The 16,661-nt window shown below is 67.8% G+C and carries 15 protein-coding genes; 8 read left to right on the top strand and 7 right to left on the bottom strand.

From position 1 onward, the window contains the following. Positions 1-85 precede the first annotated feature (85 nt). Both Acor_RS12595 and Acor_RS12590 read right to left on the bottom strand, forming a co-directional pair. Entirely contained in the window at positions 86-1,339 is a 1,254-nt protein-coding gene (locus tag Acor_RS12595; RefSeq protein ID WP_155336797.1) for a class I SAM-dependent methyltransferase, read from the bottom strand. 22 nt (positions 1,340-1,361) lie between these two features. Next, a complete protein-coding gene (locus Acor_RS12590) occupies positions 1,362-2,030 on the bottom strand; it encodes a Uma2 family endonuclease (RefSeq protein ID WP_155336796.1) in 669 nt (222 codons plus the stop codon). A 295-nt stretch (positions 2,031-2,325) separates the two neighbouring features. Between Acor_RS12590 and groES the strand changes: the two genes are divergently transcribed. The 4 genes from groES (at position 2,326) to Acor_RS12570 (ending at position 5,426) form a co-directional block, all read left to right on the top strand. Beyond that, positions 2,326-2,637: a co-chaperone GroES gene (gene groES / locus Acor_RS12585; RefSeq protein WP_155336795.1), complete on the top strand. Its 312-nt coding sequence runs from the start codon at positions 2,326-2,328 to the stop codon at positions 2,635-2,637. Positions 2,638-2,755: 118 nt separating this feature from the next. After that, entirely contained in the window at positions 2,756-4,372 is a 1,617-nt protein-coding gene (groL, locus tag Acor_RS12580; RefSeq protein WP_155336794.1) for a chaperonin GroEL, read from the top strand. Between the two features lie 269 nt (positions 4,373-4,641). Further along, positions 4,642-5,268, top strand: coding sequence for a sigma-70 family RNA polymerase sigma factor (locus tag Acor_RS12575; RefSeq protein ID WP_155336943.1), 627 nt, complete (start codon positions 4,642-4,644; stop codon positions 5,266-5,268). Further along, complete coding sequence (locus Acor_RS12570) at positions 5,265-5,426, top strand: hypothetical protein (RefSeq protein WP_155336793.1); 162 nt, start codon at positions 5,265-5,267, stop codon at positions 5,424-5,426. The genes Acor_RS12575 and Acor_RS12570 overlap by 4 nt, the downstream gene beginning before the upstream one ends. Here the strand turns inward: Acor_RS12570 and Acor_RS12565 are convergent. From Acor_RS12565 to Acor_RS44270, 3 genes are all read right to left on the bottom strand, one after another. Beyond that, complete coding sequence (locus Acor_RS12565) at positions 5,387-5,764, bottom strand: DUF5319 domain-containing protein (protein ID WP_155336792.1); 378 nt, start codon at positions 5,762-5,764, stop codon at positions 5,387-5,389. The genes Acor_RS12570 and Acor_RS12565 overlap by 40 nt on opposite strands. A 49-nt stretch (positions 5,765-5,813) precedes the next feature. Further along, entirely contained in the window at positions 5,814-6,116 is a 303-nt protein-coding gene (locus Acor_RS44275) for a response regulator transcription factor (protein ID WP_246238613.1), read from the bottom strand. A gap of 217 nt (positions 6,117-6,333) precedes the next feature. Then, a complete protein-coding gene (locus tag Acor_RS44270) occupies positions 6,334-6,822 on the bottom strand; it encodes a hypothetical protein (protein WP_246238612.1) in 489 nt (162 codons plus the stop codon). Positions 6,823-7,115: 293 nt separating this feature from the next. On the opposite strand from Acor_RS44270, the gene guaB reads away from it, so the two are divergent. The 3 genes from guaB (at position 7,116) to Acor_RS12545 (ending at position 11,364) form a co-directional block, all read left to right on the top strand. Continuing rightward, a complete protein-coding gene (gene guaB, locus Acor_RS12555; protein ID WP_155336791.1) occupies positions 7,116-8,597 on the top strand; it encodes an IMP dehydrogenase in 1,482 nt (493 codons plus the stop codon). 50 nt (positions 8,598-8,647) lie between these two features. Then, a complete protein-coding gene (locus Acor_RS12550; RefSeq protein WP_174876143.1) occupies positions 8,648-9,763 on the top strand; it encodes a GuaB3 family IMP dehydrogenase-related protein in 1,116 nt (371 codons plus the stop codon). A 218-nt stretch (positions 9,764-9,981) separates the two neighbouring features. Further along, on the top strand, positions 9,982-11,364 hold the full coding sequence (locus Acor_RS12545; RefSeq protein ID WP_155336790.1) for a pentapeptide repeat-containing protein: 1,383 nt from the start codon (positions 9,982-9,984) through the stop codon (positions 11,362-11,364). A 156-nt stretch (positions 11,365-11,520) separates the two neighbouring features. On the opposite strand, the gene nagA is transcribed toward Acor_RS12545, so the two are convergent. Further along, positions 11,521-12,654: an N-acetylglucosamine-6-phosphate deacetylase gene (nagA, locus tag Acor_RS12540; RefSeq protein ID WP_155336789.1), complete on the bottom strand. Its 1,134-nt coding sequence runs from the start codon at positions 12,652-12,654 to the stop codon at positions 11,521-11,523. Between the two features lie 114 nt (positions 12,655-12,768). Here nagA and Acor_RS12535 point away from each other — a divergent pair, with 114 nt between their 5' ends. Next, positions 12,769-14,511, top strand: a complete 1,743-nt coding sequence (locus Acor_RS12535) for a glycerol-3-phosphate dehydrogenase/oxidase (protein WP_155336788.1) — start codon at positions 12,769-12,771, stop codon at positions 14,509-14,511. An 18-nt stretch (positions 14,512-14,529) separates the two neighbouring features. Here the strand turns inward: Acor_RS12535 and Acor_RS12530 are convergent, their stop codons facing one another. Then, positions 14,530-16,656 carry a beta-propeller domain-containing protein gene (locus tag Acor_RS12530; RefSeq protein ID WP_155336787.1) on the bottom strand — a complete coding sequence of 709 codons (2,127 nt, stop codon included), beginning with the start codon at positions 16,654-16,656 and terminating at the stop codon, positions 14,530-14,532. Positions 16,657-16,661 lie beyond the last annotated feature (5 nt).

Below are 16,661 nucleotides of genomic sequence, written 5' to 3'. Positions count from 1 at the left end.
AGCCCTTCGTCGCCGGCCTTTCGGGCCGGACTGAAAAAGATCGCAATTCCCGGTGGATTGCCCGAATGGACTGCGGTTTACCGGCTCATAGAGCCATTTCAGTGGCGAGGATGGCGGTCGGCCGTTCGCCGATTCTGGTGAGAATCACCACGATCGAGTTGTCTCCCGACAGCCGCAGATCCTTACGCAGCCGCTCCACGTCCACCGCCGACCCGCGCTTCTTGATTGTCGCGACCCCGACCCGCCGCTCCCGCAACGCGGCCCTCAGGCGCTTCAATGAGAATGGCATCACGTCCAGGACCTCGTACCCCGCCACCCACGGGCTGGCGGCCGCCGTGTCACCGGTCAGGTAGGCGATCTGCGGGTCGATCAGCCGCCCCCCGACCAGCTCGGCCACCTCGCCGACCAGATGCGCGCGCACAGCCGCCCCATCCGGCTCATACAGATACCGGCCAACCGCCCCGACCACGGCTTGTGTCCCTGTAGCGACCAATTCGTCCCCGCTGGGCAACAACGTCGCCCTCCGTCCGAACCGCTCCTCCGAACCCGGGTTCTCGGGCGAATCCGAGTGCCGCTCTAGTGAATCCCTGAAGCGCTTCGCCGGGTATTCCGCTGCGAATCCCCCCACAGCGGCCGAGTCCATCCAGAGAACCGCCTCCTTCACCTCTCCGCGAAAAGAGACCCACTCCACATCGGCCCCAGCCGGGATGAATTCGTACGGAATTCCAGGCGCCACTTTCAAACAAGCCGCCCTGGCCCGGGAAACCATCTCCATCAGAACCGGCCACGTCGGCGAATAAGCGTTCGGATCAAAAGTCCGCTGACTCGACGACCGCCGCGCCGGATCCGCGAACAAAACGTCATAAGCTCCCGGATCAAGCGATTCAGCGCCCGCGACCCGAACAGCCGCACTCAATCCCAGCGCCTCCACATTGGCCCGCGCCACCGCCACCGTCAAAGGATCAAGATCGACCGCATCGACCTGGCACCCCGCCCGAACCAGCGCGATCAAATCCCCGCCGATCCCGCAACAGGCATCCCCCACCACCAGACCACCGGCCCGCAACCGCCCGGCCCGATGCTCCGCGACCTCCACCCGGGTCGCCTGCTCAAGCCCATGCGGCGTGAAGTACATCGCCGCCGCGTCCACCCCGAACTTCACCACCGCCCGCCGCCGCAACCCCGCCTGCGTCAGCGCCGCCCCCACCAGCCCCGCGTCGAACCCCTTACGCAACGAACTGGCCGCCACCACCGGATCGGCCCCCGCCAACTCCACGGCCGCCCCGAGCGCCTTACGCCCCTCAGGCGTGAACAACCGACCGAAGCTCTCCAGATCCACCCCCAGACGCTATCGGCACCCGCTAGCGCGGCAGGTCAGCGAGATCGATATCGATCGAGAAGGGGACGTCGACCTTCAGCCGCCCATGCTGAATCCCGGCCAGCCCGTACGCGCTGGTCGCCGGATCCAGCTCGAAGACGTAGACCACCGGCGTGTTCTCGTTGTTCTCGATCCGCCAGAAGTTCGGGATCCCGCACCTGGCGTACTTCGGCGGCTTGACCGCCCGGTCCCGGTGTTCGGATTCGGGCGAGACGATCTCGACGACCAGGTGAACCGTCTGGGGCGGGTAGAAGGTGCGATCGTCGTCGTCCGCCTCGGCGTCGATGACCATCAGATCCGGGCACGGCCGCCACTCGCGATCCAGTCGCATGTCCATCTGGCTGACCGCGAGCAGCTCAGGCGGGGCCTGCTCGTTCAGCCGGACATGAAGCCCGTGCTGAACCCGGGCGTGGAATCGTTTCTGGGGGGACATGAAAACGAGGGCTCCATCGACGAGTTCGACGCGTTTGAAGAAGTCCGGTTCACCGTTGGGCCCGTCCAGGGGAAGCCGATCGAGGTCATCGGCCGTCCACCCGCCCTCGGGAGGGTAAGGCCAGTTGGCGAGAACGTCCTCGGCCGGACGGCTCAGCTGTTCTGCTGTGCTGGTCACGTCACCCATCGTAGGGACCTCGTCGTCGCCGTTCGTGGTCATCCCGCTACATTACCGTCGGCTGGAGTCTCTGATGATTCATCATCATTGCCGGTGATGTTCCCGTTGTTAGGGCCCTCGTCCCGCGGGGTGGTGTTCGCGGGTGGCGGAAGGCTCATCTGACCTGCGACTGGAGTTCGTGTTGACTGACTCGGGGGTTGTGCATACTGTTTCGTTTTGGCACTCACCTAGGGAGAGTGCCAATCAAAACGCGACGAGGCAGGTCTGACACCCGCGACGGCAGGCCACTGGTCGCCTCTTCAGCTCACTCATCGCAATCTGAAGGGGAGGTCCGATCATGACGACCGCCACTAAGGTTCCCGTTAAGCCGCTCGGCGACCGCATCGTGGTTCAGCCGCTTGAGGCCGAGCAGACCACCGCTTCCGGTCTGGTCATCCCGGACACCGCCAAGGAGAAGCCGCAGGAGGGCAAGGTCCTCGCGGTTGGTCCCGGCAACTGGGACGAGTCCGGCAGCAAGCGGGTTCCGCTCGACGTCACCGAGGGCGACGTAGTCCTCTACAGCAAGTACGGCGGGACCGAGGTCAAGTACGGCGGCGAGGAGTACCTGGTGCTCTCCGCCCGTGACGTGCTCGCCATCATCGACAAGTAAGACGTGCAAGAGCCCCGGGTGCCTCCAGTACCCGGGGCTTTCACTTCTGTCCGGAGTTTCTGTCCGGGGTTTCTGGCCGGGATTCCTCCCGTGAGACCCGGACGCTGAGAGGACTGCTATGCCGAAGACTCTGTCGTTTGACGAGGACGCGCGGCGCGCTCTTGAGCGTGGCGTGAACGCCCTCGCGGACGCTGTGAAGGTGACGCTCGGCCCGCGCGGCCGCAACGTGGTCATCGACAAGAAGTTCGGGGCGCCGACGATCACCAACGACGGTGTCACGATCGCCCGCGAGATCGAGCTGGACCGGCCCTACGAGAACCTGGGCGCCCAGCTTGCCAAGGAAGTCGCCACGAAGACCAACGACGTCGCCGGTGACGGCACGACGACGGCGACCGTGCTGGCCCAGGCCATGGTCCGCGAGGGCCTGCGCAACGTGGCCGCCGGCGCGCAGCCGCTGTCGCTGAAGCGCGGCATCGACCTGGCCGCCAAGGCGGTCAGCGAGCAGCTGCTCGCCTCGGCCCGCCCGGTCGAGGACAAGAAGGAGATCGCGCACGTCGCGACCATCTCCGCGCAGGACTCCAAGATCGGCGAACTGATCGCCGAGGCGTTCGACAAGGTGGGCAAGGACGGTGTCATCACCGTCGAGGAGTCCAACGCGCTCGGCCTGGAGCTGGAGTTCACCGAGGGCCTCCAGTTCGACAAGGGTTACCTGTCGGCGTACATGGTGACCGACCAGGAGCGGATGGAAGCGGTCCTGGAGGACCCCTTCATCCTGCTCACCCAGGGCAAGATCGCCTCGATCGCCGACTTCCTGCCGCTGCTGGAGAAGGTCGCCCAGACCAAGCGTCAGCTGCTGGTGATCGCTGAGGACGTCGAGGGCGAGGCCCTGGCAGTCCTGGTCACCAACAAGATCCGCGGCACGTTCACCTCGGTCGCGGTCAAGGCGCCCGGTTTCGGTGACCGCCGCAAGGCCATGCTCCAGGACATCGCCACCCTCACCGGGGCCGAGGTGGTCTCCGAGGAGATCGGCCTCAAGCTGGAGCACGTCGGCCTTGAGGTGCTCGGCACCGCCCGCCGGGTGGTCATCACCAAGGACGCCACGACCGTCGTCGACGGCGCCGGCGAGGCGTCCGCGATCGCCGACCGGGTCAAGGAGATCAAGCTCGCCATCGAGCAGTCCGACTCCGACTGGGACCGCGAGAAGCTGCAGGAGCGGCTGGCGAAGCTGTCCGGCGGCGTCTGCGTGCTGAAGGTCGGCGCGGCCACCGAGGTGGAGCTGAAGGAGAAGAAGCACCGCTTGGAGGACGCGATCTCGGCCACCCGCGCCGCGATCGAGGAGGGCATCGTCTCCGGCGGCGGCTCCGCGCTCGTGCACGTGAGCAAGGAGCTCGACAACCTCGGCCTGACCGGCGACGAGGCGACCGGCGTCTCCGTGGTCCGCAAGGCCCTGGTCGAGCCGGCCCGCTGGATCGCCGAGAACGCCGGCCACGAAGGCTACGTGGTCACCTCGAAGATCGCCGAGTTGAAGCCGGGTCACGGCCTCAACGCGGCCACCGGCGAGTACGGCGACCTGATCGCCCAGGGTGTCATAGACCCCGTCAAGGTGACCCGTTCTGCCGTCCAGAACGCCGCGTCCATCGCCGGCATGCTGCTCACCACCGAGGTTCTGGTGGCGGACAAGCCGGAGGAAGAGGCCCCCGCCGCGGGCGGCCACGGCCACGGGCATGGCCACTAGCGGACAGTAGAAATCAGGGAAGTACGGCTCTCGCCACTTGAGGCGGGGGCCGTTCTTCTATATAGGAACCGGTAAACCTAACAACCGGATAAGGCGTCGGTACCGCCCCTGACCTGTCAGAACATCTGACACAATTGCCGCGATTTTGGCTTTCTTCTGAAATGTTCAAACGCCTCAGTGATCGGCCGATTACGCCAGGTTATCGACGCGTCAATGTGACCAATCCGTATCCGTCCACCATGGGGACATGCACGATCGTGGCGGGCATCATGCCTAACGTGACCGAGGGATGCGTCGCCGACGCCGCAACTGGGGTAAGGCTTGCGACGAGATCGGATGAGTCCGACCTCAGGGAACTGACCAGCCTTGCCGTGTCAGGAGATCGCAAAGCAATTGAATCGCTGCTGGGCCAATTGCGCCCGATGGTAGTGCGTTACTGCAGGGCCCGGCTGGGGAGGGTCTCCGGTCATTACCACATCGCGGATGATGTGGCCCAAGAGGTGTGCATCGCGGTGCTGTCGGCACTGCCGCGCTACCGCGACATGGGCCGCCCGTTCGCGTCGTTCGTGTTCGGGATCGCTTCCCACAAGGTGGCGGACGCGCTGCGGAGTTCGGTGCGCAGCGCCGTACCGACCCAGGATCTTCCGGACGGGCCTGATGAGGGGCCCGGACCCGAGGAGACCGTGGTCCGGTATATCGAGGCCGAGCACGCGCGGGCGCTGCTGTCCAGGCTGCCGGAGAACCAGCGGGAGCTGCTCATTCTGCGGGTGGTCTCCGGGCTGTCGGCGGAGGAGACCGGGAACGTGCTCGGCATGTCGCCGGGGGCGGTCCGGGTGGCCCAGCATCGCGCTCTTGCCCGACTACGTCAGATGGCAGAGCTAGAGTCGATTGCGTGACACACGACGTTGACGTGGTGCTCGACGCGCTGGCCCGCCGGGAGGCGGTCCGGTCGTCGGATCCGGCGATCCTGGTGCTCCGGGCGCTGGTCGCCGATGTGGACAGCTTCTACGACGCTCAGCGGCTTTCCTCGGTGTCGATGACACCGTCGACGTAGCCGCGGGCGTATTCCCAGCTGACGTAGTCGGCCGGGTCGGGCTGGAACGCCGGTTCGTGCACCTGAGGGCGGCCGTTGTCGATCATCTGGCGGAGGTTGCCGCGCAGGAGGTCCCAGTCGAAGTAGTGCTGTTCTCCGCATTCCGGGCAATCCAGGACGAGCCCGAGTACTCCCTGCGGTTCCAGCAGGGAACGGAACACCTCGACGTCGGCCAGATCGGTCAGAGCCTCGTCCCGCTCGGAACTCGTCAGCGGCTCGGGGTCGTCAAGCTCGCCCAGCTCCACGGCAGGGTCGTTCGGGTCGTCCGCGAACGGGTCGCGGGGGACGTCTTCCAGCACGATCCCACCATATGACCAGGACACGACTTGATGGGCTTGATGGGCCTCATTACAGCCAGCCGCGCCGCGTGGCCTCGACTCCGGCCTGAAACCTGGACTGAACGCCGAGCTCGCTCATCGCTTCCGCGGATCTGGTGCGAACGGTCCGTACCGAGAGATTGAGGACGCGGGAGATCGTCTCGTCGCACAGACCCTGGGAGGCCAGCCGGAGCACCTGCACGGCGCCCGGCGGATAGCGGAGCGGCGTGGCGCGGGCCCACAGCGCCTCGAACAGGGCGCGCAGCGCGTCCACCACGATCGGCGCCTGACCAGGTAGCAGTTGTACGCGCTGCCCGGCAGCGAGCCGCCCCACTCGGCGGGCAGCCCCGCCGCGTCCCGGCCCAGCGCGAAGAACCAGCTCGGCACCCGATCCAGCACGCGCACCCCCGCACCGGCCCGGGTCAGGCGCGCCAGCGCCTCCTTCACGCCCGGTACGGCGAGCGACTCCGCGGGCACGACCAGGCGTGCCGAAAGCAGCTTGTCTTCCACGGCCTTGATCCAGGGGTCGGCATATTTTTGTACGAAATCATTCATTGTTCTTTGGTCCGGGATTGCCGAGACGAGATCGGCCGGCGGCGACTGGAGCGCCAATCCGACGATGCTTTCGTAGAGTTCGTCCGCGCCGCTGACGAACTCGATGGGGAAGTGCAGGTCTGGTGGTCGCGGCCGGCGTCGTACTGGTCGGTCAGGCCGCCGATGGCGGCCAGCACGTCGTCGATCTGGCGGCTCTCCTGGGCCAGCCGGTCCAGCCTGGCCGCGATCAGGCGGCCGATCGTGGCGGCCGGGTGCCTGGCCAGGTACTCACCCGCCTGCTCGTCCACCGCGCCCAGCCGGACCAGGCCCGCCAGCTCCCCGGCCACCTCGTCCAGTGGGGTGTCCGCCGCCAGGGCGATCTCATCGAGGCCGGCGCGGTGCAGGCGGAGTACGGCGGCGTAGAGGCTGGTCTGGGCCGGGCTGAGGCCGAGTTGCGCGAGCGGGTCGGCGCTCGGCTCACCGGCTCGGGTGCTGGTGGTGCGCATCGGAGTCGTCCCCAGGTCGTTTACATTTGCCGCGCCTTCGGCGCGGCGGGCTTGGTCGCTCCTTAGCCGGTGTCTTCCCTCGTCTCTCCGGTCGCTGCGCTCCCTGCCTTCCTCAGTCCAGACACCGGCGCGACCAAGCCGGGACATACGACTTAAGGGGCGGGGTTGCCGGGCTGGTGGGTGGGGGTGCGCGGGGTTATCCACAGGAGGGGAGTGGGGGTGGTGAGGCGGACACTACACTGAGCGGGCAAGGGCTTAGGGCGGGCCCTTTGCGGTGGGGAGGGGCGTAGACGATGGGGAAGTTCACCGAACCGGGGCTTACGTTCGATGATGTGCTGCTGGTGCCGGCGTATTCGGATTTGCAGCCGGGGGATGCGGATACTTCGACGCGGTTGTCGAGGAATATCACTTTGCGGATTCCGCTGATCTCGGCGGCGATGGATACGGTGACCGAGGCTCGGATGGCGGTGGCGATGGCCCGCCAGGGTGGGATCGGGATACTGCATCGGAATCTGTCGATTCAGGATCAGGCGCAGCAGGTGGACCTGGTGAAGCGGTCCGAGGCGGGGATGGTGAGTAATCCCGTCACCTGCACGGCGGATGCGACGCTGGCCGATGTCGAGGAGCTGTGCGCGCGGTATCGGATCTCCGGGGTGCCGGTGACCGATGAGGCGGGGGTGCTGGTTGGGATCGTGACCAACCGGGACATGCGTTATGAGAGCGACCACTCGTTGCTGGTGCGCGATGTCATGACGAAGATGCCGCTGGTCACGGCGCCGGTGGGCGTGTCCAGGGACGAGGCGTTCCGGCTGCTGCGGTCGCGCAAGGTCGAGAAGCTGCCGCTGGTGGATGAGCAGGGGCGGCTGCAGGGTCTGATCACGGTCAAGGACTTCACGAAGAGTGAGCAGTATCCGCTGGCCACCAAGGACGTCGACGGGCGGCTCATGGTGGGGGCGGCCGTGGGTGTGGCGGGGGACGCCGAGGAGCGGGCGCACGCGCTGATCGAGGCGGGCGTCGATGTGATCATCGTGGATACCGCGCACGGGCATTCCAAGGGCGTCTGTGACATGGTCGCCAAGATCAAGGCCAATAGCCGGGTGGACGTGGTGGGGGGCAATATCGCCACTCGGGCGGGCGCTCAGGCGTTGGTCGAGGCGGGCGTCGACGCGGTCAAGGTCGGGGTCGGCCCCGGCTCGATATGCACCACGCGGGTGGTCGCGGGCGTGGGTGCGCCTCAGGTGACCGCCATCTACGAGGCGTCGCGCGCGGCTGGGCCTGCCGGGGTGCCGGTGATCGGCGATGGGGGCCTGCAGTACTCGGGGGACATCGCCAAGGCGATCGCGGCGGGGGCGGACACGGTCATGCTCGGGTCGCTGCTGGCGGGGTGTGAGGAGTCACCCGGCGAGCTGATCTTCATCAACGGCAAGCAGTTCAAGTCGTACCGGGGGATGGGGTCGCTGGGCGCGGTCAGGAACCGGGAGCGTGGTGGCGCCTCCTTCAGCAAGGACCGCTACGCGCAGGACGGGATCTCCAGCGAGGACAAGTTCATCCCCGAGGGCATCGAGGGCCAGGTGCCCTACCGGGGCCCGGTCTCCGCCGTCGCCCATCAGTTGATCGGTGGCGTCCGGCAGGGGATGTGGTACACGGGATCCCGCACGATCGCCGATCTGCGCGACCACGGCCAGCTGATGCAGATCACCGCCGCCGGTCTCAAGGAGAGCCACCCCCACGACATCCAGATGACGGTCGAGGCTCCCAACTACCACCGTCGTTAGAGTACGTAGGGCAACACGTACTGCACACGTACTTGGGCGAGGACTAACAAATGACTCAGGTGGAGATCGGCCGTGGCAAGACCGGCCGCCGGGCGTACTCGCTGGATGAGATCGGCATCGTGCCGTCCAGGCGGACGCGGGACCCCGAGGAGGTCTCGATCTCCTGGCAGATAGACGCCTACCGGTTCGAGTCGCCGGTCGTGGTGAGCCCGATGGACAGCGTCGTCTCACCGCGCACCGCGATCGAGATCGGCAGGCTCGGCGGGCTCGCCGTCCTCGACCTGGAAGGGCTCTGGACTCGGTATGAGGATCCGCAGCCCCTGCTTGACGAGGTCGCCACCCTGAGCGCCGAGGCCGGCACCCGGCGCTTGCAGGAGATCTACACCGCGCCCATCCAGGACGACCTGATCGGCCGCCGGATCACCGAGATCCGCGAGGCGGGCGTCACCACGGCCGTCCGGCTGTCGCCGCAGCGCACCGTCCAGCACCACAAGGCCGTGATAGACGCGGGCGTCGACATCTTCGTCATCCGCGGCACCACGGTCTCCGCCGAGCACGTCTCCGGCCGGGCCGAACCGCTCAACCTCAAGCAGTTCATCTACGAACTCGACGTCCCCGTCATCGTCGGCGGCTGCGCCACCTACACCGCCGCCCTGCACCTGATGCGCACCGGCGCGGCCGGCGTCCTGGTCGGCTTCGGCGGCGGTGCCTCCCACACCACCCGCAACGTCCTCGGCGTCGTCGTCCCGATGGCCACCGCCATCTCCGACGTCGCCGCCGCTCGCCGCGACTACATGGACGAATCCGGCGGCCGCTACGTCCACGTCATCGCCGACGGCGGCATGGGCGGCTCCGGCGACATCGCCAAGGCCATCGCCTGCGGCGCCGACGCCGTCATGGTCGGCTCCCCCCTGGCCCGCGCCGCCGAAGCCCCCGGCCGAGGCTTCCACTGGGGCTCAGAAGCCCACCACCCCGACCTCCCCCGAGGCCGCCGCGTCGAATTCGGCACCATCGGCACCCTCGCCGAAATCCTGCACGGCCCTTCCTCGGTAGCCGACGGCTCAATGAACCTGATGGGCGCCCTCAAGCGCACCATGGCCACCTCCGGCTACTCCGACATCAAGGAATTCCAGCGCGTCGAGGTAGTCGTAGCCCCACCGCAGTGACCCACCGCTGTGACCCCACCGCTGTGACCCCACCGCTGTGACCCCACCGCTGTGACACTGACCACGCTGTGACACTGGCCGTGCCTCTGGCGCGGCCAGTTTGGTGTCTTGCCACATCCGATACCACCGTCACCACGGCAGCACGTTTCGGATCACCCGGTCAAATACCGACAACCAGTCCGCTGACCAGCGATCAACTGATCCCTAACGTTGAACCCATGTCCACCCCTCACCCCCCGCGACGGGTCACCCGCAAATACGCTCACCTGAACCGCCGCCCACGCGCCGCGCCGGACGCCACTGCCCCAGTCGCCACTGCCCCAGTCGCCACTGCCACAGTCACCACACCGCCCAAGCCCCGCGCTGCCTCCTGGCTCGGCCGCTTTCTCCGCCGCCGCCCACCCGTCAACCGGCCCGCCCCCGAAGAACTCGAAGCGCTGACCGCCAAAGAACGTCAAGAGCTCTGGGACGCCCACCGCCAACGCCCCTTCCAGGCCATTACCGCGCTCATCACCTCCACCGCCGTCATCCTCGGAATCCTGTTCACCGCCCGCACCCTCGACTACACGGCAGGCACCCTCGACTACACCGCCCAAGCCCTCACCGCCAACCAGGAAGCACAGATCACTGACCGCTACACCCAAGCCGTCCAACAACTCGCCTCGCCGGCCGCCGATGTCCGCCTGGGAGCCATCTACGCCCTTCAACGCATCGCCAAAGACTCCCTCCGCGACCGCCCCACCATCGAAAACGTCCTCGCCGCATTCGTCCGCAACCACGACTTCTGCACACCCAAACCCCCACCCAAACAGTGCACCCAACCGCCCAACGATCTCTGGTCGATGGAACCAATCCGGTTGCCGGCCGACGTGTACGCCGCCCTTACCATCGCACCGACCCTCGCCGTGCCAATCGACCGAGCCGACTTCTCCGAAACTCGATTCCCGCGCGCGGACCTGAGCGGCGTAAACCTGAGCGGCGCGGACCTGAGCGGCGCGAACTTGAGCGGCGCAAACCTGAAGGACGCCAAGCTGAATGGCACGGATCTGAATGGCGCGGACCTGAACGACGCGGACCTGAACGACGTCCACCTGAACAGCGCGGACCTGAGCGAGGCGACCCTGAAGGGCACGTACCTGAACAGCGCGGACTTGACCGACGCGGACTTGACCGATGCCGACCTGACCGGTGCGTACCTGAACGGCGCGAATCTGACCGACGCGGGCCTACGCGGCACGTTCCTGAACCGCGTGGACCTGAACAACGCGAACCTGCGCGGTGCGGAACTGATCGGCACGGAACTGAAGAACACGGAACTGACCCACGCGAACTTGTACGGCGCGGACCTGACCAGCGCGCAGCTGATCGGCGCGAACCTGAACTACGCGACCCTGTCCAACGCGGACCTGCGCTTCGCGGATCTGATCAACGCGGGCCTGGTAGAGACAGACCTGACTGGCGCGGACCTGCGCGACGCGGACTTGCGCGGCGCGCTCCTGACCGGCGCGGACCTGCGCGGCGCGGACCTGCGAGATGTAAAAGGCCTGACCCCCGACCAGATCCGCTCCGTATCCATAACGGATGCCACTACGAAATTTTGAGCATCCGCAGGAGTCTCCGTGTACCGCCCGGCCTCGCACCCTCCGTAGGCAGCCGCCACAAGCCCACACTTTGTTCGTGCCTCCGCCCGCCCCCGATAGGTCGCCCTGGCGGCGATGCCGGCTTCGTCGGGCAAGGGCAGGCACATCTGGGGTGGGTTAGGGCTGGGTGAGCCAGGTGCCGGACTTCATTACGGCGGTTACCTCAAGGGCGGGGTTGAGGATTACCAGGTCGGCTTTTTTGCCTACCGTGATTGAGCCGATTTCGTGGGAGAGGCCGAGGATGTGGGCGGGGGTCAGGGAAGTTACCTGGGCGGCCTCGGGGAGGGTTAGGGAGTTGGTGTGGATGGCGTTGCGGAAGGCGGTGTCCATGGTGAGGGTGCTGCCGGCGATGGTGGGGGTGCCCGCGAGGCGGGCTACGCCTTGGCGGACTTCGACCTGGACGGAGCCGAGGGTGAAGTCGCCGTCGGGCATGCCGGCGGCGGCCATGGCGTCGGTGATGAAGGCGACGCGGGTGGGGGGGACGGCGGCGAGGACCAGGTCGATGATTCTGGGGTGGAGGTGGACGCCGTCGTTGACCAGTTCGACGGTGACGCGGTCGTCGGTCATGGCGGCGGTGATCGGGCCGGGGTCGCGGTGGTTGAGGGGGCGCATGGCGTTGAAGAGGTGGGTGGCGACGGTGGCGCCGGCGTCGATGGCGGCGGTGGCCTCTTCGTAGGTGGCGTCGGTGTGGCCGATGGCGGCGATCACGCCGGAGGCGGTGCATTCGCGGATGGCGTCGAGGGCGCCGGGGAGTTCGGGGGCGAGGGTGAACATGCGGGCGTGGCCGTTGGCCGCTTTGATCAGGTCGGCGAATTCGGTGGCCGAGGGGGTGCGGAGCAGGCCGGGGGGGTGGGCGCCGCAGCGGGCGGCCGAGATGTAGGGGCCCTCGAAGTGGATTCCGGCGAGGAGGCCTTCGGCGCACAGGCCGGCCAGGGTGGCGGCGGAGGCGGCCAGGGATTCCAGTGGGGCGGTGACCAGGCTGGCCAGCGCGGTTGTGGTGCCGTGCCGCTGGTGAAAGGCGAACGCCTGGCGGGCCTGGTCGGCCGAGCTTGAGGGGTAACCCGCTCCGCCGCCGCCGTGCACGTGGATGTCCACGAAGCCGGGCACGACCGTCCGCCCGCCCAGGCTGAGGCCGTTGCCGGGGGCCTCGCCGTGGCCGATGTGGGTGATCCGGCCGTCTTCGATGGTGAGCCAGCCGTGGTGTACGCCGTTGGGGGTGACGATGGCGGCGTCGGAGAGAGTGATGCTCATGGCAATATCCTCCATGTTCCCGAGCGCTGTTCGTGAGGCGGATTACTGGTCAAGGGGCTACTGACCGGTAGATTCGGGGTACATATCACGCGACAGCCGTACCGAGGGAGATCCATGACGGCCCGACTGGGGACAGCGAGGCTCGGCCCGGCCGAGCGGCACGCCGCATTGAGCCGGATGGGGTCACATGAGCTTGATGTGGTCGTGGTCGGCGGGGGTGTGGTCGGCGCGGGGGTGGCGCTGGACGCGGCCACGCGCGGCCTGTCGGTCGGGCTGGTGGAGGCGCGGGACTTCGCGTCGGGGACCTCGTCGCGGTCGTCGAAGCTGATCCACGGCGGGTTGCGGTATCTGGAGCAGCTCAATTTCGATCTGGTGCGGGAGGCGCTGCAGGAGCGTTCGCTGCTGTTGCAGCGGATCGCGCCGCATCTGGTGCGGCCTGTGCCGTTTCTCTTCCCGCTGACGCATACGGGGTGGGAGCGGCCGTATGTGGGGGCCGGGCTGGTTCTGTACGACAGTCTGGGGTTCTCGTTCGGGGGCACCCGGGGGGTGCCGGGGCACCGGCATCTGTCGCGGCGGCGGGCGCTGCGGCTGGCTCCGGCGTTGAAGCGGACCGCGTTCACGGGGGCGGTGCAGTACTGGGACGCGCAGGTGGACGACGCGCGGTATGTGATGACCCTGCTCAGGACGGCTGCCGATTATGGGGCGCAGGTGGCGTCTCGGGCGCAGGTGGTGGGGTTCCTGCGGGAAGGGGAGCGGGTCACCGGGGTCCGGGTCTGTGACCTGGAGACCGGGACCGAGCTGGATGTCCGGGCCCGGCAGGTGGTCAACGCGACCGGGGTCTGGACGGACGACATCCAGGAGCTGGTGGGCGGGCGTGGGCAGATCCACGTGAAAGCCTCCAAGGGCGTGCATCTGCTGGTGCCTCGGGATCGCATCCATTCGCTCACCGGAATCATCCTTCGCACCGAAAAATCAGTGCTGTTCGTGATTCCTTGGGGAAGGCACTGGATCATCGGGACCACCGACACCGCGTGGACTCTCGACAAGGCGCATCCGGCGGCGTCCCGTACCGACATCGACTACGTTCTCGATCATGTGAACGCGGTCCTCTCCGTGCCGCTGACCAGGGACGACGTCGAAGGCGTGTACGCGGGGCTGCGGCCGTTGCTGCGCGGCGAGTCCGAGCAGACCTCCCAGCTGTCCCGCGAGCACGTGGTCGCCCATCCGGTTCCGGGGCTGGTCATGGTCGCCGGGGGCAAGTTCACGACCTACCGGGTGATGGCCGCCGACGCCGTGGACGCGGTCGCGCACGGGCTGGACCTGCGGGTTCCCGCGTCCTGTACGGATCGGATCCCGCTCGCCGGAGCCGAGGGCTACCAGGCCCAGTGGAACTCCCGGCACCGCCTCGCCGAATCCTCCGGCCTGCACGTGGCCCGGATCGAGCATCTCCTCCAGCGGTACGGATCGATGACCGAAGAGGTCCTCGAACTCATCGAAGCCGACCCCACCCTGGCCCGCCCCCTCACCGGCGCCGACGACTACCTCCGGGCCGAGATCGTCTACGCCGCCACCCACGAGGGCGCCCGGCACCTCAACGATGTCCTGACCCGCCGTACCCACATCTCCATCGAGACCTTCCACCGCGGCCTCGCCGTCGCCGAGGAGGCCGCGGAACTCCTGGCCGGCCCGCTCGGCTGGGACTCCGAACAGGTCAAACGCGAGGTCGAGTACTACACCAAACGCGTTGAGGCCGAACGCGCCTCCCAGGAGCAGGACACCGACCAGGAGGCCGACGCCATCCAGATGGGCGCCCCCGAGATCGTCCCGGTGGCCAGCCCTGAGGGGCGCGCTCTCTAAGCGCTCTCTGAGTGTTCGCTAGCTGAACGGGATCCAGGTCTGGTCGTCGAGGGTCTTGGCGTCGTTGAGCTTCAGGCCCAGGTCGGAGAGGGTCCAGATGGATTCGCCGATGATCAGGCAGCGGCGGATGCCAGGGTTGAGAGGGGCGAACTCGGTCTGCTGGGCGATCTTGGGGTGGGTGATCGTGCCGAGTTTGGCGATTTCGGTGTCGGTGATGCGCAGGACCAGGGCGGAGCTGCCTTCTGACCAGTTGTTGGCCCAGCTGGTGAGGGGCATCATGGCGAGGCCGTCCGCGGGCCAGTAGAGGAAGGCGTGCGGGTCCCATTCGACGTCGGAGCCGCTCTCCTCCTGGAAGAAGCGGCCCAGGACCTGGGGGGTCGCGGGGTTGGAGACGTCGAAGAGCGATACCTGGGTGCCGGCCTGGCGGCCTTCCTGGTTGGCTTCCTGGCCGACGCCGATCAGGCGGCCGGGGGCGCCGGGGTGCAGGTACGCGGAGTAGCCGGTGATTTTGAGTTCGCCGGTGACCTTGGGGGCGGCCGGGTCGCGGAGATCGAGGGCGTACAGCGGGTCGACCTGGCGGAAGGTGACGACGTAGCCGAGGTCGCCGATGAAGCGGACCGAGTAGATCTGCTCGTCCTTGCCGAGGCCGGTGACCGAGCCGACCTGGGCGAGAGTGTCGGCTTTGAGGATGTAGACGGCGCTTTCACTCTTGGCGTTCGGGGTCTGCGGGGTTGAGGTGGTCGCGATCCGCAGCTGTCCGGCGTGCTCGGACAGCGAGTACTGGTTGAGCAGGCGGCCGGGGACCGAACCGGAGCTCACGTAGCGGGGTGAACCCACGGCGGTGATGTCGAACCGGTGGATTTCGGTCCGCTCCGGCGGAGCGGTGGGCGTCGGAGCGGGCGTCGGCGGGGCGATGGTTTCCGCCTTGGGCGTCGGAGCGGGCGTCGGCGGGGCGACGGTCTCGACTCCGGGCGTCGGCGGGGTGATCTTCTCGGCCTCGGGGTGGGTCGGCTGGACCTCGGGGGCGATCGCGCCGGGGGAGGCGTCCGGGATCAGGGTGGGCATCTCCGGGTCCGGTGCGGGCTTGACCGGATCGGCCGGCGGGTCGACCGCTTCGGGCATCAGGACGGTCGGCATGAACCAGAGCTGCGGGTTGCTGGTGACGTAGAGGCTGTCCTTCGTCCCGTACACCGTGTCGCCGTCGGCGGCGACGCTGATCGGCTCGACCGTGCCGAAGGAGCCGTTCAGGTCGAGGGTGTGCACGCTCAGCATGGACGTGCCGGAGAACTCGGCGGGGTGGCTGACGTTCTCGCACTTCACCCTGCCCGGCGTTTTCACGCCGCCGGACTCGATCTCGAACTTGGGCAGCCACGCCTCGATCGGCGCGCGCTCGACGGCGGCCCTGTTCGCGGCCAGCAGTTCGGCGTCCTTCGCGTTCGGCTTCGGCTCGGGGAAGGCGATGTCGGGCGTGGACTTGACCACGATGCGGACGGTGCTGCCCACCATCCGGGCGTCCACGTGGCTGCCGGTCATCGACATCGAGCCCAGCTCTTTCGGCGCGCCGGACAGATCCACCAGCACGTACTTCGGGCCGAGCATGGGGCGGATCCGGGCGGTGGTGTCCACCGCCAGCCCGCCGCCCTGGGTCATCAGCACCAGCGCCCGGTTCCCGGAGACCAGCAGGTCGGCCGGCATCCAGCTCTGCTCCCTCGGCACCAGCCGGAGCTCACCGGTGACCTTCCGGCTGGCCGTGTCGATCACCCTCAGCACGCCCTGGGTGACCACGATCACCCGCGAGCCGTCCGTCTTGACCAGGTCGGGCTCGTCCACTCCGGCTTCGTGCACGTTGGTGGTCGAATACGAGCCCGCGCTTCCGCTGCCGGCGGTGCTCCGCGCGGCCGGCATCGAGTCCTGGGCCTCCAGCGCGACCATCGGCATGCCGAAGCCCCACGCTCCGACGTTCTTGGCGGTCAGCGTGCGCAGGCTGGCGAGCATGTCGTCGCACCCGTCGTACGAGACGAGCTGGATCTTGCCGGTCAAGTTGACCGAGGCCGGTGCGGGGACCCCGCCACTGCCGCCGGACGCGCACGCGGTGGCCAGCAGTGCGACGGCCACCGCTCCGGCTGCCCCAATCGAAATCCTCATGCCCC

Origin of the sequence: Acrocarpospora corrugata (genome assembly GCF_009687845.1) — a bacterium.
Lineage (GTDB): Bacteria > Actinomycetota > Actinomycetes > Streptosporangiales > Streptosporangiaceae > Acrocarpospora > Acrocarpospora corrugata.
The sequence above is the reverse complement of the archived record's forward strand: the minus strand, read 5'-3'. Positions and strand labels throughout refer to the sequence as shown.